The sequence below is a fragment of the Streptomyces sp. NPDC094143 genome (assembly GCF_040303825.1).
Lineage (GTDB): Bacteria > Actinomycetota > Actinomycetes > Streptomycetales > Streptomycetaceae > Streptomyces.
On sequence record NZ_JBEOTZ010000032.1, the window covers coordinates 76,854 to 95,041 of the forward strand.

An 18,188-nucleotide genomic window follows, 5' to 3' on the forward strand; every position below is an offset into this window, starting at 1 on the left:
AGAGAATGCCGATGACCGAGCAGGCCACCGGGGCCCACCACCCGCAGCCCCGGCCCCGATCCGGAGGACACTCCGCCCCCGAGCAGGTGACGGGCGCGCAGTCCCTCATCCGCTCTCTCGAGGAGGTCGGCGCCGACACGGTATTCGGCATTCCCGGCGGTTGCATCCTCCCCGCGTACGACCCCCTGATGGACTCCACCAAGGTGCGCCACGTCCTGGTCCGGCACGAGCAGGGCGCCGGCCACGCGGCCGAGGGCTACGCGCAGGCCACCGGCAAGGTCGGCGTCTGCATGGCGACCTCCGGCCCCGGCGCCACCAACCTGGTCACTCCGATCGCCGACGCGCACATGGACTCGGTGCCCATGGTCGCGATCACCGGCCAGGTGGCGTCCAAGGCGATCGGCACGGACGCCTTCCAGGAGGCGGACATCGTCGGCATCACCATGCCGATCACCAAGCACAACTTCCTCGTCACCAAGGCCGAGGACATCCCGCGGGTCATCGCCCAGGCCTTCCACATCGCCTCCACCGGACGCCCCGGCCCGGTCCTGGTCGACATCGCCAAGGACGCCCTCCAGGCGAAGACCACCTTCTCCTGGCCGCCGGCCATGGACCTGCCCGGCTACCGCCCGGTGACCAAGCCGCACGCCAAGCAGATCCGCGAGGCCGCCAAGCTGATCACCCAGGCCCGCCGGCCCGTGCTGTACGTCGGTGGCGGCGTTCTGAAGGCCAAGGCCACCGCCGAGCTGAAGGTTCTCGCCGAGCTGACCGGCGCGCCCGTCACCACCACCCTGATGGCGCTCGGCGCGTTCCCGGACAACCACCCGCAGCACCTGGGCATGCCCGGCATGCACGGCTCGGTGGCCGCCGTCACCGGCCTGCAGAAGGCGGACCTGATCGTCGCCCTCGGCGCGCGCTTCGACGACCGTGTCACCGGCAAGCTGGACAGCTTCGCCCCGTTCGCCAAGATCGTCCACGCGGACATCGACCCGGCCGAGATCGGCAAGAACCGCGCCGCCGACGTGCCGATCGTCGGCGACGCCCGCGAGGTCATCGCCGACCTGATCCAGGCCGTGCAGAAGGAGCACAGCGAGGGTCACCGCGGCGACTACACCATGTGGTGGAACGACCTGAACCGCTGGCGCGAGACCTACCCGCTCGGCTACGACCAGCCCGACGACGGCTCGCTCTCCCCGCAGCAGGTCATCGAACGCATCGGGCAGCTCGCCCCCGAGGGCACGATCTTCACGGCGGGGGTCGGCCAGCACCAGATGTGGGCCGCCCACTTCATCGAGTACGACAGGCCCGGCACCTGGCTCAACTCCGGCGGCGCCGGGACGATGGGCTACGCCGTCCCGGCCGCCATGGGCGCCAAGGCCGGAGCCCCCGACCGGGCCGTCTGGGCCATCGACGGCGACGGCTGCTTCCAGATGACCAACCAGGAACTGGCCACCTGCGCCCTGAACAACATCCCGATCAAGGTCGCCGTCATCAACAACGGCGCCCTCGGGATGGTCCGCCAGTGGCAGACCCTCTTCTACAACCAGCGGTACTCCAACACCGTCCTGCACTCCGGCCCGGACGACGTCAACCCGCAGGCCCGCGGCACCCGCGTCCCCGACTTCGTGAAGCTGTCGGAGGCCATGGGCTGCCACGCCATCCGCTGCGAGTCCCCGGACGACCTCGACAAGGTCATCGAGGAGGCGAACTCCATCAACGACCGCCCCGTCGTCGTCGACTTCATCGTCCACGAGGACGCCATGGTCTGGCCGATGGTCGCCGCCGGCACCTCCAACGACGAGATCATGGCCGCCCGGGACGTCCGCCCCGACTTCGGCGACAACGAGGACGACTGAGAGCCGTCCAGGACTTTCAAGCAGAGGAAGCAGACCATGTCCAAGCACACGCTCTCCGTCCTGGTGGAGAACACCCCCGGCATCCTGGCCCGGATCGCCGCCCTGTTCTCCCGCCGCGGCTTCAACATCGACTCGCTCGCCGTCGGTGTCACCGAGCACCCCGACATCTCCCGCATCACCATCGTCGTCGGCGTGGAGGACCTGCCGCTGGAGCAGGTCACCAAGCAGCTCAACAAGCTCGTCAACGTGCTGAAGATCGTCGAACTGGAGCCGTCCCAGGCCGTCCAGCGTGAACTCGTCCTGGTGAAGGTGCGCGCCGACAACGAGACGCGCTCCCAGATCGTCGAGATCGTCCAGCTGTTCCGCGCCAAGACCGTCGACGTCTCCCCGGAGGCCGTCACCATCGAGGCCACCGGATCCGGCGAGAAGCTCTCCGCGATGCTCAAGATGCTGGAGCCGTACGGCATCAAGGAGCTCGTCCAGTCCGGCACGATCGCGATCGGCCGCGGTGCCCGTTCCATCACGGACCGGTCGCTGCGCGCCCTCGACCGGTCGGCGTAAGACGGGAAGCGGGCGGTCGGCGCGCCGTCGGCCGCCCGTATTCCGAGACCCTCAGACTTCCCTTCCGCCCCCCGTCATACGGTGGGACGCAACACCTGCACTCCCGAGGAGAGAACCCAAAGTGGCCGAGCTGTTCTACGACGCCGACGCCGACCTGTCCATCATCCAGGGCCGCAAGGTCGCGGTCATCGGGTACGGCAGCCAGGGCCACGCCCACGCGCTGTCGCTGCGTGACTCGGGTGTCGACGTGCGCGTCGGTCTGCACGAGGGCTCCAAGTCCAAGGCCAAGGCCGAGGAGCAGGGCCTGCGCGTGGTGAGCCCGGCCGAGGCCGCCGCCGAGGCCGACGTCATCATGATCCTCGTCCCGGACCCGATCCAGGCCCAGGTCTACGAGGAGCACATCGCCCCGAACCTGAACGACGGCGACGCGCTGTTCTTCGGCCACGGCCTGAACATCCGCTACGGCTTCATCAAGCCCCCGGCCGGCGTGGACGTCTGCATGGTCGCCCCGAAGGGCCCGGGCCACCTGGTCCGCCGCCAGTACGAGGAGGGCCGCGGCGTTCCCTGCATCGCCGCCGTCGAGCAGGACGCCACGGGCAACGGCTTCGCGCTGGCCCTGTCCTACGCCAAGGGCATCGGCGGCACCCGGGCCGGCGTCATCAAGACGACCTTCACCGAGGAGACCGAGACCGACCTGTTCGGCGAGCAGGCCGTGCTGTGCGGTGGCACCGCCGCCCTGGTCAAGGCGGGCTTCGAGACGCTGACCGAGGCCGGCTACCAGCCGGAGATCGCCTACTTCGAGTGCCTGCACGAGCTGAAGCTGATCGTCGACCTCATGTACGAGGGCGGCCTGGAGAAGATGCGCTGGTCGATCTCCGAGACCGCCGAGTGGGGCGACTACGTCACCGGCCCGCGCATCATCACCGACGCCACCAAGGCCGAGATGAAGAAGGTTCTCGCCGAGATCCAGGACGGCACGTTCGCCAAGAACTGGATGGACGAGTACCACGGCGGTCTGAAGAAGTACAACGAGTACAAGAAGCAGGACTCCGAGCACCTGCTGGAGACCACCGGCAAGGAGCTGCGCAAGCTCATGAGCTGGGTCGACGAGGAGGCGTGAGCCTCGGGGCCCGGCCGCGGCACCGACGCCGCGGCCGGGCCCTTTTCCCGTCCGGGTGATCCTTCCGCCGAGACGCGGAACGGCCCCCGCCGCACCACTACACTGCTGCATGTATACGCGTCAGGCCCACAGCGTCGTGCGTCTTCCACGCGGCCAAGCGACACCGGAGAAGTGCAGGCACGCCCCCACGCCGCCCGGCACGCACCCGCACCTCTCCGGCGCCGCTCCACCCTCCACCGCCTGCGGCCGTCGGGACGGCCGTCCGCAGCACTGGACTTGTGAGGACTCACGTGAGCTCGAAACCCGTCGTACTCATCGCTGAAGAGCTGTCGCCCGCCACCGTCGACGCGCTGGGCCCGGACTTCGAGATCCGGCACTGCAACGGCGCGGACCGAGCCGAGCTGCTCCCCGCCATCGCCGATGTGGACGCGATCCTGATCCGTTCGGCCACCAAGGTCGACGCCGAGGCGATCGCCGCCGCGAAGAAGCTCAAGGTCGTCGCACGAGCCGGCGTCGGCCTGGACAACGTGGACGTCTCCGCCGCCACCAAGGCCGGCGTGATGGTCGTCAACGCCCCCACCTCGAACATCGTGACCGCCGCCGAGCTGGCCTGCGGGCTGCTGCTCGCCACCGCCCGCAACATCCCGCAGGCCAACGCCGCGCTGAAGAACGGCGAGTGGAAGCGCAGCAAGTACACGGGTGTCGAGCTGGCCGAGAAGACGCTCGGCGTCGTCGGCCTCGGCCGCATCGGCGCGCTGGTCGCGCAGCGCATGTCCGCCTTCGGCATGAAGGTCGTCGCCTACGACCCGTACGTGCAGCCCGCCCGGGCCGCGCAGATGGGTGTGAAGGTGCTGTCGCTGGACGAGCTGCTGGAGGTCTCCGACTTCATCACCGTCCACCTCCCCAAGACGCCCGAGACCCTCGGTCTGATCGGCGACGAGGCGCTGCGCAAGGTCAAGCCCAGCGTGCGCATCGTCAACGCCGCGCGCGGCGGGATCGTCGACGAGGAGGCGCTGTACTCGGCGCTGAAGGAGGGCCGGGTCGCAGGCGCCGGTCTCGACGTGTACGCGAAGGAGCCCTGCACGGACTCCCCGCTGTTCGAGTTCGACCAGGTCGTCGCCACCCCGCACCTCGGCGCCTCCACGGACGAGGCGCAGGAGAAGGCGGGTATCGCCGTCGCCCGCTCGGTGCGCCTCGCCCTCGCCGGTGAGCTGGTGCCGGACGCGGTGAACGTGCAGGGCGGTGTCATCGCCGAGGACGTCAAGCCGGGTCTGCCGCTGGCCGAGCGGCTGGGCCGTATCTTCACCGCGCTCGCCGGTGAGGTCGCGGTCCGCCTGGACGTCGAGGTCTACGGCGAGATCACCCAGCACGACGTGAAGGTGCTGGAGCTGTCCGCCCTCAAGGGCGTCTTCGAGGACGTCGTCGACGAGACGGTGTCGTACGTGAACGCCCCCCTGTTCGCCCAGGAGCGCGGGGTCGAGGTGCGGCTGACCACCAGCTCCGAGGCGACCGAGCACCGCAATGTCGTCACGGTGCGCGGCACCCTCGCCGACGGCGAGGAGGTGTCGGTCTCCGGCACGCTGGCCGGCCCCAAGCACCTGCAGAAGATCGTCGCCGTCGGGGACTACGACGTGGACCTCGCGCTCGCCGACCACATGGTGGTGCTGCGCTACGAGGACCGCCCCGGTGTCGTCGGCACGGTCGGTCGCATCCTGGGCGAGGCGGGCATCAACATCGCCGGCATGCAGGTCGCGCGGGCCGCCGTCGGTGGCGAGGCGCTGGCCGTCCTCACCGTGGACGACACGGTGACCGCCTCGGTGCTGGCCGAGGTGGCCGCGGAGATCGGCGCCACGTCCGCCCGCTCGGTGAACCTGGCCTGACCTTCCCGGGGGCCGTGCCCCCGGGCCTGTTCGTCCCTCAGACGCCGGACGGGCTGAGTTTCTCGGCCTGTCCGGCGTTCTGTCTGTCCGGCCCCCGGAAGCCGGGGACCCGCCGGAGCGTGAGCGCCGCGAACACCGCCGCGCCCAGCAGCACCGCCGCCCCCGCGAGCGCGGCCCCGTTCATTCCGCTGGTGAAGGCCTCCCGGGCCGTCGCCGCCAGGGCGTCCCCTGCGCGCCCCGGCAGCCGCTCGGCCACGGCCAGCGCGCCGCCCAGCGTCTCGTGGGCGGGGGCCGGGGCGGAGCCGGGCATCTCGTGGCGGTAGACCGCCGTGCCGATCGAGCCCAGGACCGCCATGCCCAGCGCGCCGCCGAACTCCGCGCCGGTCTCCATCAGGGACGAGGCCGTGGCCGCCCGTTCCACCGGGGCCGCTCCCATGGCCAGGTCCATCACCTGGGTCATCACCATCACGATGCCGAAGGCCAGGACAGCGCAGGCCGTCAGCACCACCGCCATGGAGTCCGGCCCCGCGACGCCCAGCAGGACGTAGCCGCCCGCGGCGATCACGAAGCCCGACGTGACGACCGCGATGCGGGACAGGCCCCTGCGCACCAACTGGGCCGTGACCGGGGCGGCCATGCCGATCGGCACGGACGGGAGCAGGGCCCACAGCGAGGCCTCGAGGGCGCTCTTGCCCAGCACCGACTGGATGTACTGGGTGGTGAAATAGGCCGAGCCCATCATCGCGAACAGGGAGAGCAGGTTCAGCACGACGGCGGGCCCGAGACCCCGGTTGCGGAAGAGGGCCGGCGGGATCATCGGGGAGGCCGACGTGCGCTGACGGTGGACGAAGAGGGCCGCGAAGAGCAGGCCGACGGTGATCGAGACGACGTACCGCACGTTCCAGCCCTCGGACGCGATCTCCTTCAGGCCGTAGATCACCGGGAGCACCGCCGCCATCGACAGCGGCACGCTCAGCCAGTCGAAGCGGCCCGGGGAGGGGTCCCGCGACTCGGGGAGCAGGACCGGGCCGAGGGCCAGCAGCAGGGCCATCGCCGGCAGGTTGACCAGGAAGACCGAACCCCACCAGAACCACTCCACGAGCACGCCGCTCATCACCGAGCCGAGCGCGACGCCGCCGGTCATCACGCCGGACCACAGGGCGATGGCCTTCGCCCGCTGCTCGGGGTCGGTGAACATCGTGCGGACCAGCGCCAGGGTGGAGGGCATCAGGGTCGCGCCGCCGATGCCGAGGACCGCGCGGGCCGCGATCAGGGCCTCGGCGCTGTGGGCGTATGCGGCTGCCAGGGAGGCGGCGCCGAAGGCGGCCGCGCCGATCAGCAGGAGCCGGCGGCGGCCGATGCGGTCGCCGAGCGCGCCCATCGTCATCAGCAGGCCGGCCAGGACGAAGGCGTAGATGTCGAAGATCCACAGCTGCTGGGTGCCGGAGGGTGCCAGGTCGGCGCTGATCTCCGGGACCGCGAAGTAGAGGACGGAGACGTCCATGGAGACCAGGAGCAGCGGGAGCATCAACACGCCCAGCGCGGTCCATTCGCGCCGGCCGGCGAGGGAGGGAGGGGGTTGGTTCGTCGTCATGGGCAGGACTGTACGAGCGTCTTAAACGCTTGTCTAGTACGTCTGTATAAGACGTCTGTCTGGATGCGGGGGTAGGGTGGCGGGTCATGGGACACCGTGAGGATCTGCTCGCAGGCGCCCAGCGCTGCCTGCTGGCCAAGGGCTTCCTGCGCACCACCGCGCGCGACATCGTCAAGGAGTCGGGCACCAACCTGGCGTCCATCGGCTACCACTACGGCTCGAAGGACGCGCTGCTGGCGCAGGCGTACATCGAGATGGTGGAGGGGATGTCCGCCGCCTTCGAGGGTGGTGGCGAGCTGCGGGGCGAGCCGGGCTCGCTGGAGCGGTTCGCCGAGGTGTGGACGAACATCATCGCGACCATGCGGGAGCCCGGCTCGCTGTGGCGGCTCAGCATGGAGATCGTGGCCATGGGGGACCAGCTGCCGGAGGTCCGGGAACATCTCGCGCGGGCCCAGCGGGAGGGGGCGCGCGGTATCGTCACCCTCTTCCACGGCGGGCCCGAGGAGGACGTGCCGGACGAACAGGTGGACACCCTCGGGTACTTCTATCTGACCCTGATGATGGGCCTGATGGCGCAGTGGACGTTCGATCCGAAGAGTGCGCCCGAGGCCGGTCAGCTCGCCGAAGGGCTCCGGCAGGTCATCGAGGCGGCTGCCCGGAGATGATCCGCCCCTCGCGCATCTCGATCACCCGGTCCGCCATGTGCCGGACGACCGCCCGGTCGTGGCAGATGAACAGGTAGCCGAGGCCCAAGTCGTCCTGGAGCTGGGCGAGCAGGTTGAGCACGCCCGCGCGGACCGACGGGTCCAGTGACGACACCGGCTCGTCCAGGACCAGCAGCCTCGGGTCGGAGGCCAGGGCGCGGGCGATGCCGGCGCGCTGGCACTGGCCGCCGGACAGCTCGTGCGGCCGGCGGTCGCCGTAGGCGGGGTCGAGGCCGACCCGGTCGAGGAGCTCGGCGACCCGGGCCGGGCCCTCGACGGGATCCCAGCGGCCCTGGACCTTCAGCGGCTCGGCGACGGCGTCCCGGACGCGGTGGCGGGGACTGAGCGAGCCGTACGGGTCCTGGAAGACCGGCTGCATGCGGGGGCGCAGCGGGCGCAGCTCGCGTTCCGTCAGGGTGGTCAGCTCCCGCCCCTCGAAGCGGACCCGGCCGCCGTCCGGGCGGCGCAGCTGGAGCACCGCGAGGGCCGTGGAGGACTTGCCGCAGCCGGACGGGCCGTTCAGGGCGAGGGTCTCGCCGGCGGCCAGGGTGAAGGAGACGCCGTCCACGGCGGTGACCCGGCCGTGGCGGACGACCAGGTCACGGACGTCGAGCAGGGGGTCACTCATGCGGACTGCCGCTCCTCGGTGAACAACTCGGCCGCCGGGTGGGGCAGTTCCTCCCAGCGGTGACAGGCGATCAGACGGCCGGCGGCCGGCCGGGGCTCCGGTTCGGCCGTGTGGCAAACCCCGGCCGCGAGCGGGCAGCGCGGGGCGAAGGCGCAGCCCGGCGGGAGCGCGCCCGGGGCGGGCGGGGTGCCGCGCAGGGCGGGCAGACGACGGCCCGGGGACGCGTGCCGGGGGAGCGACGCCAGCAGCCCGGCCGTGTAGGGGGCACGCGGACGGGCCAGCACCTCGTCCACCGGGCCGAGTTCGGCGAGGCGCCCGGCGTACATGACCAGCATCCGGTCGGCGTGGCCCCGGACGGCCTCCATGTCGTGCGTGACCAGGACGAGCGCGGCGCCGACCGCCGCACGCTGCTCGGCGAGCAGCCGCAGCACCCGGTCGCGGCGCTCCTCGTCCAGGGCGGTGGTGGGCTCGTCGGCGACGAGCACCTCCGGTTCGTTGATCGTCGCCATGGCGATCACGGCGCGCTGCCGCATGCCGCCGGAGTACTCGTGGGGGTAGGCCCGGGCCCTGCGCGCCGCGTCCGGGATGCCGACCCGGTCCAGGGCCGCGACCGCCCGGGCCCGGGCCTCCTTGCGCGACACCCGCGCCACCGACCGTACGGCGGCGGCCAGTTGGTCACCGACCGGGTGCACCGGGGACAGGGCGGACAGGGCGTCCTGCGGGACCAGGGAGATGCGGCGGCCCCGGTGGGCCGAGAGGTCCGGGCTGATCGTGCCGCTCACGGCCGCGCCGCGCGGCAGCATGCCGAGGAGCGCGCGGGCCGTGAGGGACTTGCCCGCTCCCGACTCGCCGACCACGGCCAGCGTTTCGCGGGGCCGCACGTCGAAGGACAGGCCGCGCACGGCCTCGACCCCGTCGAAGGCGATCCGCAACGCGCGCACCGACAGCAGTGCCTCAGGCTCCAACGGGGTTCTCCTTCCGGGCCGGAGCCGGGGCGGGACGTCCTGTCCGGCGCCCCCGGGTGAGTGCCGCGCCCGACACGGCGAGCCCCGCCAGCAGGGCCAGTGCCACCGCCGGGGCGAGCGCCGCCCACGGGGCACGTTCCACGTAGGCGCGGGACTCGTCGAGCAGCAGGCCCCACTCGGGGGCGGGCGGCGGGGCGCCCAGGCCGAGGAAGCCCAGCGAGGCCAGGGCCAGGGCGATGCCCGGCAGGCGCAGCAGGGCGTGGCGGGCGACCGGCCCGGCCACCGACGGCAGGACGTGCCGGGTGAGGATCCACAACGGGCTCGCCCCGATGGCACGTTGGGCGGTCAGGAACGCCGACGCCCGCACCTCCCGCACCAGCGCCGCCGCGTGCGCGGACAGGGCGGGCCAGGAGATCAGCGCGACCGCGAGGGCCGCGCCGCCGGTGCCGGGGCCGACGGCGGCGGCGACGAGGATGCCGACGATCACCGGGGGCAGGGCGTTGGCGATGTCCGCGGCGCCCTCGGCGACCCGGGGCAGGAAGCCCAGGGCGAGCGCGACCAGCAGGCTCAGCAGGCAGACGGCCGCCGCCGTGCCGACCGTGGCGGCGGCGCCGTGGCCGAGACGGGCGAGGACGTCACGGCCGAGACCGTCGGTGCCGAGCGGATGGGCAACGGAGGGCGCGGCCAGCCGGGCCTCGGTGTGCACGGCGTACGGATCGCGCAGCAGGCCCCAGCCGATGGTCACCGCGAGGACGGCGAACAGCGACAGCGGGATCGCCGGGCGGGCACGCACCGGCCGTGCCGGGGGCAGGGCCAGCGAGGCGTCCCGCAGGGCCGGGCCGAGCAGCCGGCGCCGGACGAGCGCCGCGAGAGCGCCCGTGACCAGGCCCAGCGCGAGCAGCGCGAGCACCGAGCCCTGGAGCAGCGGCAGGTCCTGCGACTTGGCCGCGCCCAGCGCGGTACGGCCGATGCCCGGCACGGCGAACACCGTCTCCACGGCGACCGCGCCGCCGGCCAGCCCCACGGCGACCATCCCGAACTGCGGGACCAGCGGAGGCAGGGCGCGCCGCAGCGCCGCCCCCGCGATCCGCGCCCGGCTCACCCCGGCGCCCCGCCACAGCTCCGCCCACCGCTCGTCGAGCACGGCGGGCAGCGCGTCGGCGACCAGCCGGCCGAGCAGCCCGCCCGCGGGGATGCCGAGGGCCACGGCGGGCAGGACCATGTTCTGCGGTCCCGCCCAGCCCGACGTCGGCAGCCATCCCAGCCACACCCCGAAGACCAGCAGCGCGACCGTGGCCAGCAGGAACTCGGGCACGGCGGCCAGCATCGCGGCCCATGCCCCGGCCGAGGCGCGGCCGCGCACCAGCACCGGCGCGACCAGCGCGCACGCCAGCAGCAGCGCCACGCCCAGCGAGGCGCCCATCAGCGCCAGCGACACCTGGAGCCCGGAGGCCACGGAGGGCAGGACCTCCGCGCCCGACACCCAGGACGTGCCGAGGTCGCCGCGCAGCAGGTCGGCGGCCCAGCCGCCCAGCAGGGACAGCGGACCGGCGTCCAGGCCCAGATCCCGCCGTACGGAGTCCAGGGCTTCCTCGGTGGGGTCCTGCTCGGCGGAGCGGGCCCGCAGCAGGGCCAGGGCGGGATCCCGGCCGGACAGCCAGGGCAGCAGGCCGACCGCGGTCAGCACGGCGGCCAGGCAGAGCAGGCGGGTCAGCGCGGCGGGGCCGGCCGAACGCCGTGTGCGCGCCTTCACCTGACGCGCGTGTCCGCCGTGACCAGCTCCCGCTCGCGCGGGTCGTGGGCGACGCCGGACACGCCGGGCGCGTCGCCCTGGATGACGCGCTCGTGCAGCATGGGCACGGCCGCGTCCGTGCCGAGCACGGCGGCCTCGGCGGCGATGACCGCCTTGCGCCGGGCGTCGCCGGTGGGCGTCTCGCCGGCCTTGCGCAGGGCCTTGTCCACGGCCGGGTCCGCGAGCTGGGAGATGTTGAAGGAGCCGCCGGAGGCGAAGTCGCTGTAGAGGTAGGCGGCCGGGTCGCCGGAGTCGAGGACGGTGGCGCGGGAGAGGATGAAGGCGTCGAACCGGCCCGCCAGCGCGTCGGACTCGATGTTGGCGTACTCGCGGACGTCGAGCTTCACCTTGAACCCGGCCTTCTGGAGCTGCTGTTGCAGCGCGGCGGCGACCTCGGGCAGCTCGGCGCGGTCGGTGAAGGTGCCGAGGGTGATCGTCCGGCCGGCCGGGTCGCCGGCCTCGGCCCGCCGCACCGGCTTCCGCAGCTCGGCCGCCCACGGCAGGGCGGGGCCGAGCAGCCCCTCGGCTACGTCGGCGCGTCCCTCGTACACGCCCTTCACGATCGACTCGGCGTCGATCGCCTCGCGGGCGGCCGCCCGCAGCGCCGGGTCCTTGAAGGGGCCCTTCTGGGTGTTGAGGTACAGGGTGTTGGTGCGCGGCATCGGGACCTCGGTGATCAGGTCCTGGTCGAGGACGGCGGCCTGCGACACCGGCACCGCCTCGACGATGTCGGCCTCGCCGCTGCGCAGGGCGGCGGCGCGGGCGGTGCCGTCCGGCACGAACCGGACGTCGATGCCGGGTGCCTCGGCCTTCTTCCCCCAGTAGCCGTCGTAGCGGTCGAGGGAGGCGGCGGAGGTGCCGTCGACCTTCGTCAGCTCGAAGGGGCCGGTGCCCGCGCCGACGGGGTCGACGGTCTTGCCCCGGTACGCCCTGGCGGCCAGGATCGACAGCTGCGGGGAGCTGAGCCGCTGCGGGACCAGGGGGTCCTCGGTGGCGGTGGTGACGGTGACCTTGTCGCCGTCGGCCTTCGCGGTCAGGTCCACACCGTCGAGGATGCGGGGCTTGGGGGAGGCCGCGGCGGCCCGGGTGAGGGAGTTGACGACGGCCTCGGCGGTGAGCTTCGTCCCGTCGTGGAAGGTGACCTTCTCGCGCAGGGTGAAGGTCCAGCTCCGGCCGGAGCGCACCCACCCGGTGGCCAGCGCCGGCTCGGCGTCGCCGTCCGCGTCCAGCTTCACCAGCGTCTCCGCCGTCGACCAGCGGGACAGCTTGAAGGCGTCGTCCGACAGCGGGGACAGCCCCGAGCGCGGTGGCTGCATCATCGCGACGCGTATGCGCCCACCCCCCGCCCCGGAGTCGTCCGTGGCCGCCTGCCCGCCGGAGAAACAGCCGGTGAGCAGGGCGGAAGCCGCGGTGAGGGCGACGAGGGGGAGCGGACGGGCGGGGACGCGCACGGGGACACCTCGGTCAAGGCAAGGTCAAGGGCAGGTCAATGGTTGAACGCGCCACGACCGTAGCATGATGACAATCATTTTCAGAAGTGTGCCCTTGATCTCTCGCGGTCCCGTTGCCGGAGGAATCAGGGAATCGGGCGGAAGTACCTCCGCAGCGCCCAGTCGGCCAGCCGGTGCCCGGTGGTGACGCCCACCTCGTCGGCGGTGCGGGTGTGGATCCCGCCCCAGACCCGGGCGTCGCTGACGTCCCGTTCGTAGTCGCAGGCGTAGCGGTAGTGGCGGGTCGTGCCGGTGGTGGCCGACCGGATGCGCAGGTCGACGCGGGGGGTGCCGAGGACCCCGGTCAGCATCCGCATCAGCGCGCCGCCCATGGTGGCGTGGCCGCTGAGGTAGTCGGGGTGCGCCGGGGTGGTGAGCAGCGGCTCCCAGTGGCGGTGCGGCCGGGTCGCCGGATTGCCGTCGGTGTCCGCCTCGCGCAGGGCGGTGACGGGCCGCCAGGTGCCGTAGTGCAGCTTGGCGTCCCAGGCGGTGATCACGGCGTCCGCCTGGGCCGTGTTGGCCGCCGCGTACAGGCGTGCCGTCTCGGCGATGTCGAAGCCGTGGCGGGTGGCGTGGTCGCCCAGGGCCCCTTGGAGGTCCAGGGCGACGAAGTACCGCGCGGTGTCCGTCTGCCCGGGGGTGCGGTGGGAGCCGGTCCGCCCTCCGTAGGCCGCCAGTTCGTGGAGGTCCCTGGCGTACCGGGCGGAGCGGAGCGGGGGCGGCGGGCCGGGGCGGAAGCGGCTGGGGGAGTCCAGCAGCAGGGGGCGCATCCGGCCGAGCCAGGCGCCGGCGAACGGCTCGTGACCGGGCGGGGTGGGCCGCCAGACGCCGGGCCGCGGCCGCGCCGGGAAGGACACCGGCGCACCCCGGCCGTCGTCGCGGCGCAGCTCGATGACATGGGCGGCGGCGCGGCGGCCGAACGCCACGCCCTCGTCCTCGGCCCTGCCGTCGGGGATCGCCGCGAGGGTGCCGGTGAGGGCGTCGTCCAGCCGCTGGGCGGCGGCGGGGAAGTGGTGGCGCAGCATCCGGTGCGCCGCCGCGGCGGCGGCCGCCGCGGAGGAGGCCGTACGGGGCGCCCGTCCGTCCCACTTGTAGGGCGCGAAGCGGCCCTCGACGCCCACGACCGCGTTGTAGACGGCGGTGGAGACGTACGCCTGCCAGACGAACGTCTCCGCCGGGCCGGGGCGGGCCTCGGCGTCGATGACGGCGTCCGCCGTGCGCATCCAGTCGAGGACGACGGCGGCGCTCCGCTCGTCCCGGTGGGCGCCCGGGCCGTCGGGGCCGGGCCGGGCGTTCGCCTGCGGGACCGGCAGCGCGAGTGCCAGCACCCCGCAGGCCAGTCCCGCCACCGCCGTTCGCGTCGCAGACCAGGCATGTCGGTTCCGCACGTGAGCTCCTCCCAGCCGATGGCACACCGGGAGAACCGTGACCGTGCGGGTGTGCGACGGCACGGGTCCGTCGCGTGAACCGCCCGTGCGGGCGACGGGTCTCACCCGGACGGCCCTGTGGCCTCACCGGGGGAGAGCCGGGCTCCCTTCAGCGCCATGTGCAGCAGCAGCCGGTCCTCGCCGTCGTCGAGGTCCAGGCCGGTCAGCTTCTCGATCCGGGACAGGCGGTAGTACAGCGTCTGGCGGTGGACGCCCAGCTCGGCGGCGGCCCGGGCGGCCTGCCCGGCGCAGTCGAGGTAGACCTCGGCGGTGCGGGCGAGTTCCCGGTGGGCGGGGAAGAGGAGCGTCCGCACGGCGGGGTCCCGGGCCACCTCCGGCGGCAACGCCGTGAGCAGCCGGAACGGCCCGATCGCCGTCCACTCGGCGACCGGCCCGAGCCGGGGCTCCGCGAGCGCGGCACGGGCCGCCGCCGACGCCTCCCGCCACGCGGTTCCAAGCCCCGCGAGCCCGGACGTGGCGGTGGCGACACCGGCGGCCGGGCCGGCCGCTGCGTGCGGGCCGGTGCTCACCGCCGGGCGCGCGGGGCCACCCGCCGTGCCGCCCCCGTCGGCGCCTGGGGCCGTCGCGCCGCGCGCCCGTTCCAGCAGGCGTCCCGCCGCCGTCGTCGCCGGGGTCAGGACGTCCGCCGAGCGCAGCCGGATCAGGACCGCCACGCACTGGGACGACGTCCCCCACGGCAGCGTGCACAGCGCCGCCGCGCCCGGCATCGTGCGCACCGACGGCGCGTCGTCGGGGTCGGCCGAGGGCCAGGGCGCGACACACACCACGGTGTGCGGGGCGTCGGCCCGGGGGCCGAGCGCCGTGCGCAGCTCGGCGACGGCCATGTCGCGCTGCCAGTCCCGCTCCGCGGTGAGCACCGCTCTCAGCTCGCGGCTGAGGTCCGCACCGTGCTGGGCCTCGTCGGCGAGCAGGGCGCCGATCCGGGCCGTCACCGCCATGGCGGCCGACAGCTGCCGTTCGCTCGGGCCCGGATCGTCGTCCAGCAGCCAGACGTAGCCGTGGACCACGCCCCGGTGGCGGACGGGCAGGCAGATCCGGCCGCGGTAGACGCCCGCCTTGGGAGTCGGAGGGATACGGACCGGGCCCGTCGCGCGGGTGATGCCGAAGCCCTCGAACCAGGCCCGGACCGCCGCGGTCGAGCGGCGGGTGAGGATCGAGCGGGTGCGCACGGGGTCCAGGGCCGACGGATCGAGGTCGCCCTCGCTGTCGTACGCCCCGAAGGCGATCAGCTCGAAGTCGCGGTTCTCCAGCGTCGCGGGCGCGCCGAGCAGCTCCGAGATCTCGTCGACCAGCTCCTGGTAGTCACCCCTGTGTTCCGGCGTCACCCGGGCATTGTCCCCCACCACCGGGGCGCCTTCATACATCTGTCTGAGATCCGCGGCACGGATGCGTGACAGCTGTCGATGGCCGACGATCGGAGGGATCCTTAGGTTTCACGGTGGTTCTCCGTGCCGTACCCGAGGCATCATCCGCCTGGGATACGGCCCTCACGTTGCCTGTGCTCTGGAGGTGCCCCGTGCTGGGTCCCGTGATTCTCGCCGCGTCCCGCAGCGACCGGATGCGACGTCTGATCTCGGCGGCTCCGGTGACCAAGCAGGTCGTCGACCGTTTCATCCCCGGCGAGGACGTCGACGACATCGTCCCCGTCATCCGGGACCTCGCCGGGCAGGGCCTGGAGCTCACGATGGACGTCGTCGGCGAGGACATCACCAGCCCGGAGCAGGCCGTCGCCGCCCGGGACGCCTACCTGGAGCTGATCGACCGCCTCAAGCCGCTGGAGCTCGGCACCCGCGCCGAGATGTCCGTGAAGCTGTCGATGTTCGGCCAGGCCCTCCGGGACGGCCACGAGCTGGCCCTGAAGAACGTCCGGCCGGTCGTCGAGGCCGCCGCCGAGATCGGCACCACGGTCACCCTGGACGCCGAGGACCACACCACCCTCGACTCGATGTTCGCCATCCACGAGGAGCTGCGGAAGGACTTCCCGCAGACCGGCTGCGTCATCCAGGCCTACCTCTTCCGCACCGGGGACGACGCCCGCCGCCTCGCCGCGAGCGGCAGCCGGGTCCGCCTGGTCAAGGGCGCGTACAAGGAGCCCGCCTCGGTCGCGTACCAGGACAGGCACGAGATCGACCGGGCGTACGTGCGGATCCTGCGGACGCTGATGGAGGGCGAGGGGTACCCGATGATCGGGTCCCACGACCCGCGCCTGATCGCCATCGCCCAGGAGCTGGCGCACCGGGCCGGGCGCAAGCCCGGCGACTACGAGTTCCAGATGCTCTACGGCATCCGGGCCGAAGAGCACCTCCGGCTGGCCGCCGAGGGCCACCGCATGCGCGTCTACACCGCGTACGGCACCGACTGGTACGGCTACTTCATGAGGCGCCTCGCGGAGAAGCCGGCCAACCTGCGCTTCTTCGCCCGAAGCATGCTCACCAAGGGCTGAGACCGAACCGCCGCTCAGTTAAGGAGTTACGGAAAACATGGACGCTGTGACCCAGGTCCCCACCCCCGTCAACGAGCCGGTGCACGGCTACGCCCCCGGCTCGCCCGAGCGGGCCCGGCTGGAGGCCAAGCTGAAGGAGCTGGCCGACAACCCCATCGACCTGCCCTGCACCATCGGCGGCGAGAAGCGCATGGGCGGCGGCGAGGCCTTCCAGGTCGTCCAGCCGCACAACCACAAGGCCGTGCTCGGCACCTACCGCAACGCCACGCAGGCGGACGCCCGGGACGCCATCGACGCGGCCCTGGCCGCCGCGCCCGCCTGGCGCGCGCTGTCCTTCGACGACCGCGCGGCGATCATCCTGCGCGCCGCCGAGCTGCTGGCCGGCCCCTGGCGCGAGACGCTCGCCGCCTCCACCATGCTCGGCCAGTCCAAGACCGCCCAGCAGGCCGAGATCGACACGCCCTGCGAGCTGGTCGACTTCTGGCGCTTCAACGTCTCCTACGCCCGCAAGCTGCTCGCCGAGCAGCCCCCTGCCAACGCCCCGGGCGTGTGGAACCGGCTGGACCACCGGCCGCTGGAGGGCTTCGTCTACGCGATCACGCCCTTCAACTTCACCGCCATCGCCGGCAACCTGCCCACCGCCCCGGCCCTGATGGGCAACGTCGTCGTCTGGAAGCCGTCCCCGACGCAGACCCACGCCGCCGTGCTGCTGATGCAGCTGCTGGAGGAGGCCGGCCTGCCCAAGGGCGTCATCAACCTGGTCACCGGCGACGGCATCGAGGTCTCCAAGGTCGCCCTAGAACACCGGGAGCTGGCCGGCATCCACTTCACCGGCTCGACCAAGACCTTCCAGTACCTGTGGAAGACGGTCGGCAACAACATCGAGAAGTACCGCACCTACCCGCGTCTGGTCGGCGAGACCGGCGGCAAGGACTTCCTCGTCGCCCACCCGTCGGCCGACCCGGCGATCCTGAAGACGGCCCTGACCCGCGGTGCCTTCGAGTACCAGGGCCAGAAGTGCAGCGCCACCTCCCGGGCGTACATCCCCGCCTCCATCTGGAACTCCGGCTTCAAGGAGGAGTTCGCGGCCGAGGTCGACGGCATCAGGATGGGTGACGTCACCGACCTGTCGAACTTCATCGGCGCCGTCATCGACGAGCGCGCCTTCGCCAAGAACAAGGCCGCCATCGACCGGGCCAGGCAGGACGCCTCCTGCACGATCGTCGCGGGCGGCACCTACGACGACTCCGAGGGCTACTTCGTCCGCCCGACCGTCATCGAGTGCACCGACCCCGGCAACGAGGTCTTCCGCACCGAGTACTTCGGCCCGATCCTCGCCGTGTACGTCTACGAGGACGACAAGTACGACGAGATGCTGACCCAGATGGAGGCCGTCTCCGACTACGCCCTGACCGGCTCGGTCATCGCGAACGACCGCGCGGCCGCCGCCTACACGGCGGACAAGCTGCGCTACGCGGCCGGCAACTTCTACATCAACGACAAGTCCACCGGCGCCGTCGTCGGCCAGCAGCCCTTCGGCGGCGGCCGTGCCTCCGGCACCAACGACAAGGCCGGCGCCCCGCAGAACCTGATGCGCTGGACCCTGACCCGCGCCATCAAGGAGACGCTGGTCCCGCCGACCGACTACACCTACCCGCACATGGGCTGAGACCCGAGCGCACCGGCGGGCCGGGCCCTCGGGCCCGG

General features: G+C 72.8%; 14 protein-coding genes. 7 read left to right on the forward strand and 7 right to left on the reverse strand.

The features are described from left to right. Positions 1 to 11: 11 nt before the first annotated feature. The 4 genes from ABTZ58_RS31465 (at position 12) to serA (ending at position 5,417) form a co-directional block, all read left to right on the forward strand. Complete coding sequence (locus ABTZ58_RS31465; protein ID WP_351364033.1) at positions 12 to 1,856, forward strand: acetolactate synthase large subunit; 1,845 nt, start codon at positions 12 to 14, stop codon at positions 1,854 to 1,856. A gap of 36 nt (positions 1,857 to 1,892) precedes the next feature. After that, a complete protein-coding gene (ilvN, locus tag ABTZ58_RS31470; RefSeq protein WP_010048631.1) occupies positions 1,893 to 2,417 on the forward strand; it encodes an acetolactate synthase small subunit in 525 nt (174 codons plus the stop codon). Between the two features lie 121 nt (positions 2,418 to 2,538). Further along, on the forward strand, positions 2,539 to 3,537 hold the full coding sequence (ilvC, locus tag ABTZ58_RS31475) for a ketol-acid reductoisomerase (RefSeq protein WP_351364036.1): 999 nt from the start codon (positions 2,539 to 2,541) through the stop codon (positions 3,535 to 3,537). A 290-nt stretch (positions 3,538 to 3,827) separates the two neighbouring features. Continuing rightward, positions 3,828 to 5,417, forward strand: coding sequence for a phosphoglycerate dehydrogenase (serA, locus tag ABTZ58_RS31480; RefSeq protein WP_309095631.1), 1,590 nt, complete (start codon positions 3,828 to 3,830; stop codon positions 5,415 to 5,417). A gap of 37 nt (positions 5,418 to 5,454) precedes the next feature. On the opposite strand, the gene ABTZ58_RS31485 is transcribed toward serA, so the two are convergent. Next, the gene (locus tag ABTZ58_RS31485; protein WP_351364040.1) at positions 5,455 to 7,011 is read right to left on the reverse strand and encodes an MFS transporter; all 1,557 of its coding nucleotides are present in this window, start codon (positions 7,009 to 7,011) and stop codon (positions 5,455 to 5,457) included. Between the two features lie 86 nt (positions 7,012 to 7,097). Between ABTZ58_RS31485 and ABTZ58_RS31490 the strand changes: the two genes are divergently transcribed. Then, positions 7,098 to 7,676, forward strand: a complete 579-nt coding sequence (locus tag ABTZ58_RS31490; protein WP_351364043.1) for a TetR/AcrR family transcriptional regulator — start codon at positions 7,098 to 7,100, stop codon at positions 7,674 to 7,676. Here ABTZ58_RS31490 and ABTZ58_RS31495 read toward each other — a convergent pair. From ABTZ58_RS31495 to ABTZ58_RS31520, 6 genes are all read right to left on the reverse strand, one after another. Next, a complete protein-coding gene (locus ABTZ58_RS31495; RefSeq protein WP_351364046.1) occupies positions 7,651 to 8,343 on the reverse strand; it encodes an ATP-binding cassette domain-containing protein in 693 nt (230 codons plus the stop codon). The two genes, ABTZ58_RS31490 and ABTZ58_RS31495, sit on opposite strands and share 26 nt — an antisense overlap. Next, positions 8,340 to 9,308: an ABC transporter ATP-binding protein gene (locus ABTZ58_RS31500; protein WP_351364049.1), complete on the reverse strand. Its 969-nt coding sequence runs from the start codon at positions 9,306 to 9,308 to the stop codon at positions 8,340 to 8,342. Before ABTZ58_RS31500 ends, ABTZ58_RS31495 begins: the two co-directional genes overlap by 4 nt. Continuing rightward, positions 9,298 to 11,061 (reverse strand): ABC transporter permease subunit, encoded by a 1,764-nt coding sequence (locus ABTZ58_RS31505; protein ID WP_351364052.1) that lies wholly within the window; start codon positions 11,059 to 11,061, stop codon positions 9,298 to 9,300. The genes ABTZ58_RS31500 and ABTZ58_RS31505 overlap by 11 nt, the downstream gene beginning before the upstream one ends. Beyond that, complete coding sequence (locus ABTZ58_RS31510) at positions 11,058 to 12,551, reverse strand: ABC transporter substrate-binding protein (protein WP_351364055.1); 1,494 nt, start codon at positions 12,549 to 12,551, stop codon at positions 11,058 to 11,060. Before ABTZ58_RS31510 ends, ABTZ58_RS31505 begins: the two co-directional genes overlap by 4 nt. Positions 12,552 to 12,676: 125 nt before the next feature. Then, complete coding sequence (locus tag ABTZ58_RS31515) at positions 12,677 to 13,978, reverse strand: vanadium-dependent haloperoxidase (RefSeq protein ID WP_351364058.1); 1,302 nt, start codon at positions 13,976 to 13,978, stop codon at positions 12,677 to 12,679. 101 nt (positions 13,979 to 14,079) lie between these two features. Next, positions 14,080 to 15,402, reverse strand: coding sequence for a PucR family transcriptional regulator (locus tag ABTZ58_RS31520; protein WP_351364061.1), 1,323 nt, complete (start codon positions 15,400 to 15,402; stop codon positions 14,080 to 14,082). Between the two features lie 152 nt (positions 15,403 to 15,554). Here ABTZ58_RS31520 and ABTZ58_RS31525 point away from each other — a divergent pair, with 152 nt between their 5' ends. After that, entirely contained in the window at positions 15,555 to 16,481 is a 927-nt protein-coding gene (locus tag ABTZ58_RS31525) for a proline dehydrogenase family protein (protein ID WP_351364064.1), read from the forward strand. A gap of 37 nt (positions 16,482 to 16,518) precedes the next feature. After that, a complete protein-coding gene (gene pruA / locus ABTZ58_RS31530; protein WP_351364067.1) occupies positions 16,519 to 18,150 on the forward strand; it encodes an L-glutamate gamma-semialdehyde dehydrogenase in 1,632 nt (543 codons plus the stop codon). Positions 18,151 to 18,188: the final 38 nt, after the last annotated feature.

Coding starts and splice junctions, on each gene's coding strand:
- ABTZ58_RS31465 (WP_351364033.1), top strand. CDS start 12: ATGACCGAGCAGGCCACCGGGGCCCACCACCCGCAGCCCCGGCCCCGA.
- ilvN (WP_010048631.1), top strand. CDS start 1,893: ATGTCCAAGCACACGCTCTCCGTCCTGGTGGAGAACACCCCCGGCATC.
- ABTZ58_RS31485 (WP_351364040.1), bottom strand. CDS start 7,011: ATGACGACGAACCAACCCCCTCCCTCCCTCGCCGGCCGGCGCGAATGG.
- ABTZ58_RS31490 (WP_351364043.1), top strand. CDS start 7,098: ATGGGACACCGTGAGGATCTGCTCGCAGGCGCCCAGCGCTGCCTGCTG.
- ABTZ58_RS31495 (WP_351364046.1), bottom strand. CDS start 8,343: ATGAGTGACCCCCTGCTCGACGTCCGTGACCTGGTCGTCCGCCACGGC.
- ABTZ58_RS31520 (WP_351364061.1), bottom strand. CDS start 15,402: ATGTATGAAGGCGCCCCGGTGGTGGGGGACAATGCCCGGGTGACGCCG.
- pruA (WP_351364067.1), top strand. CDS start 16,519: ATGGACGCTGTGACCCAGGTCCCCACCCCCGTCAACGAGCCGGTGCAC.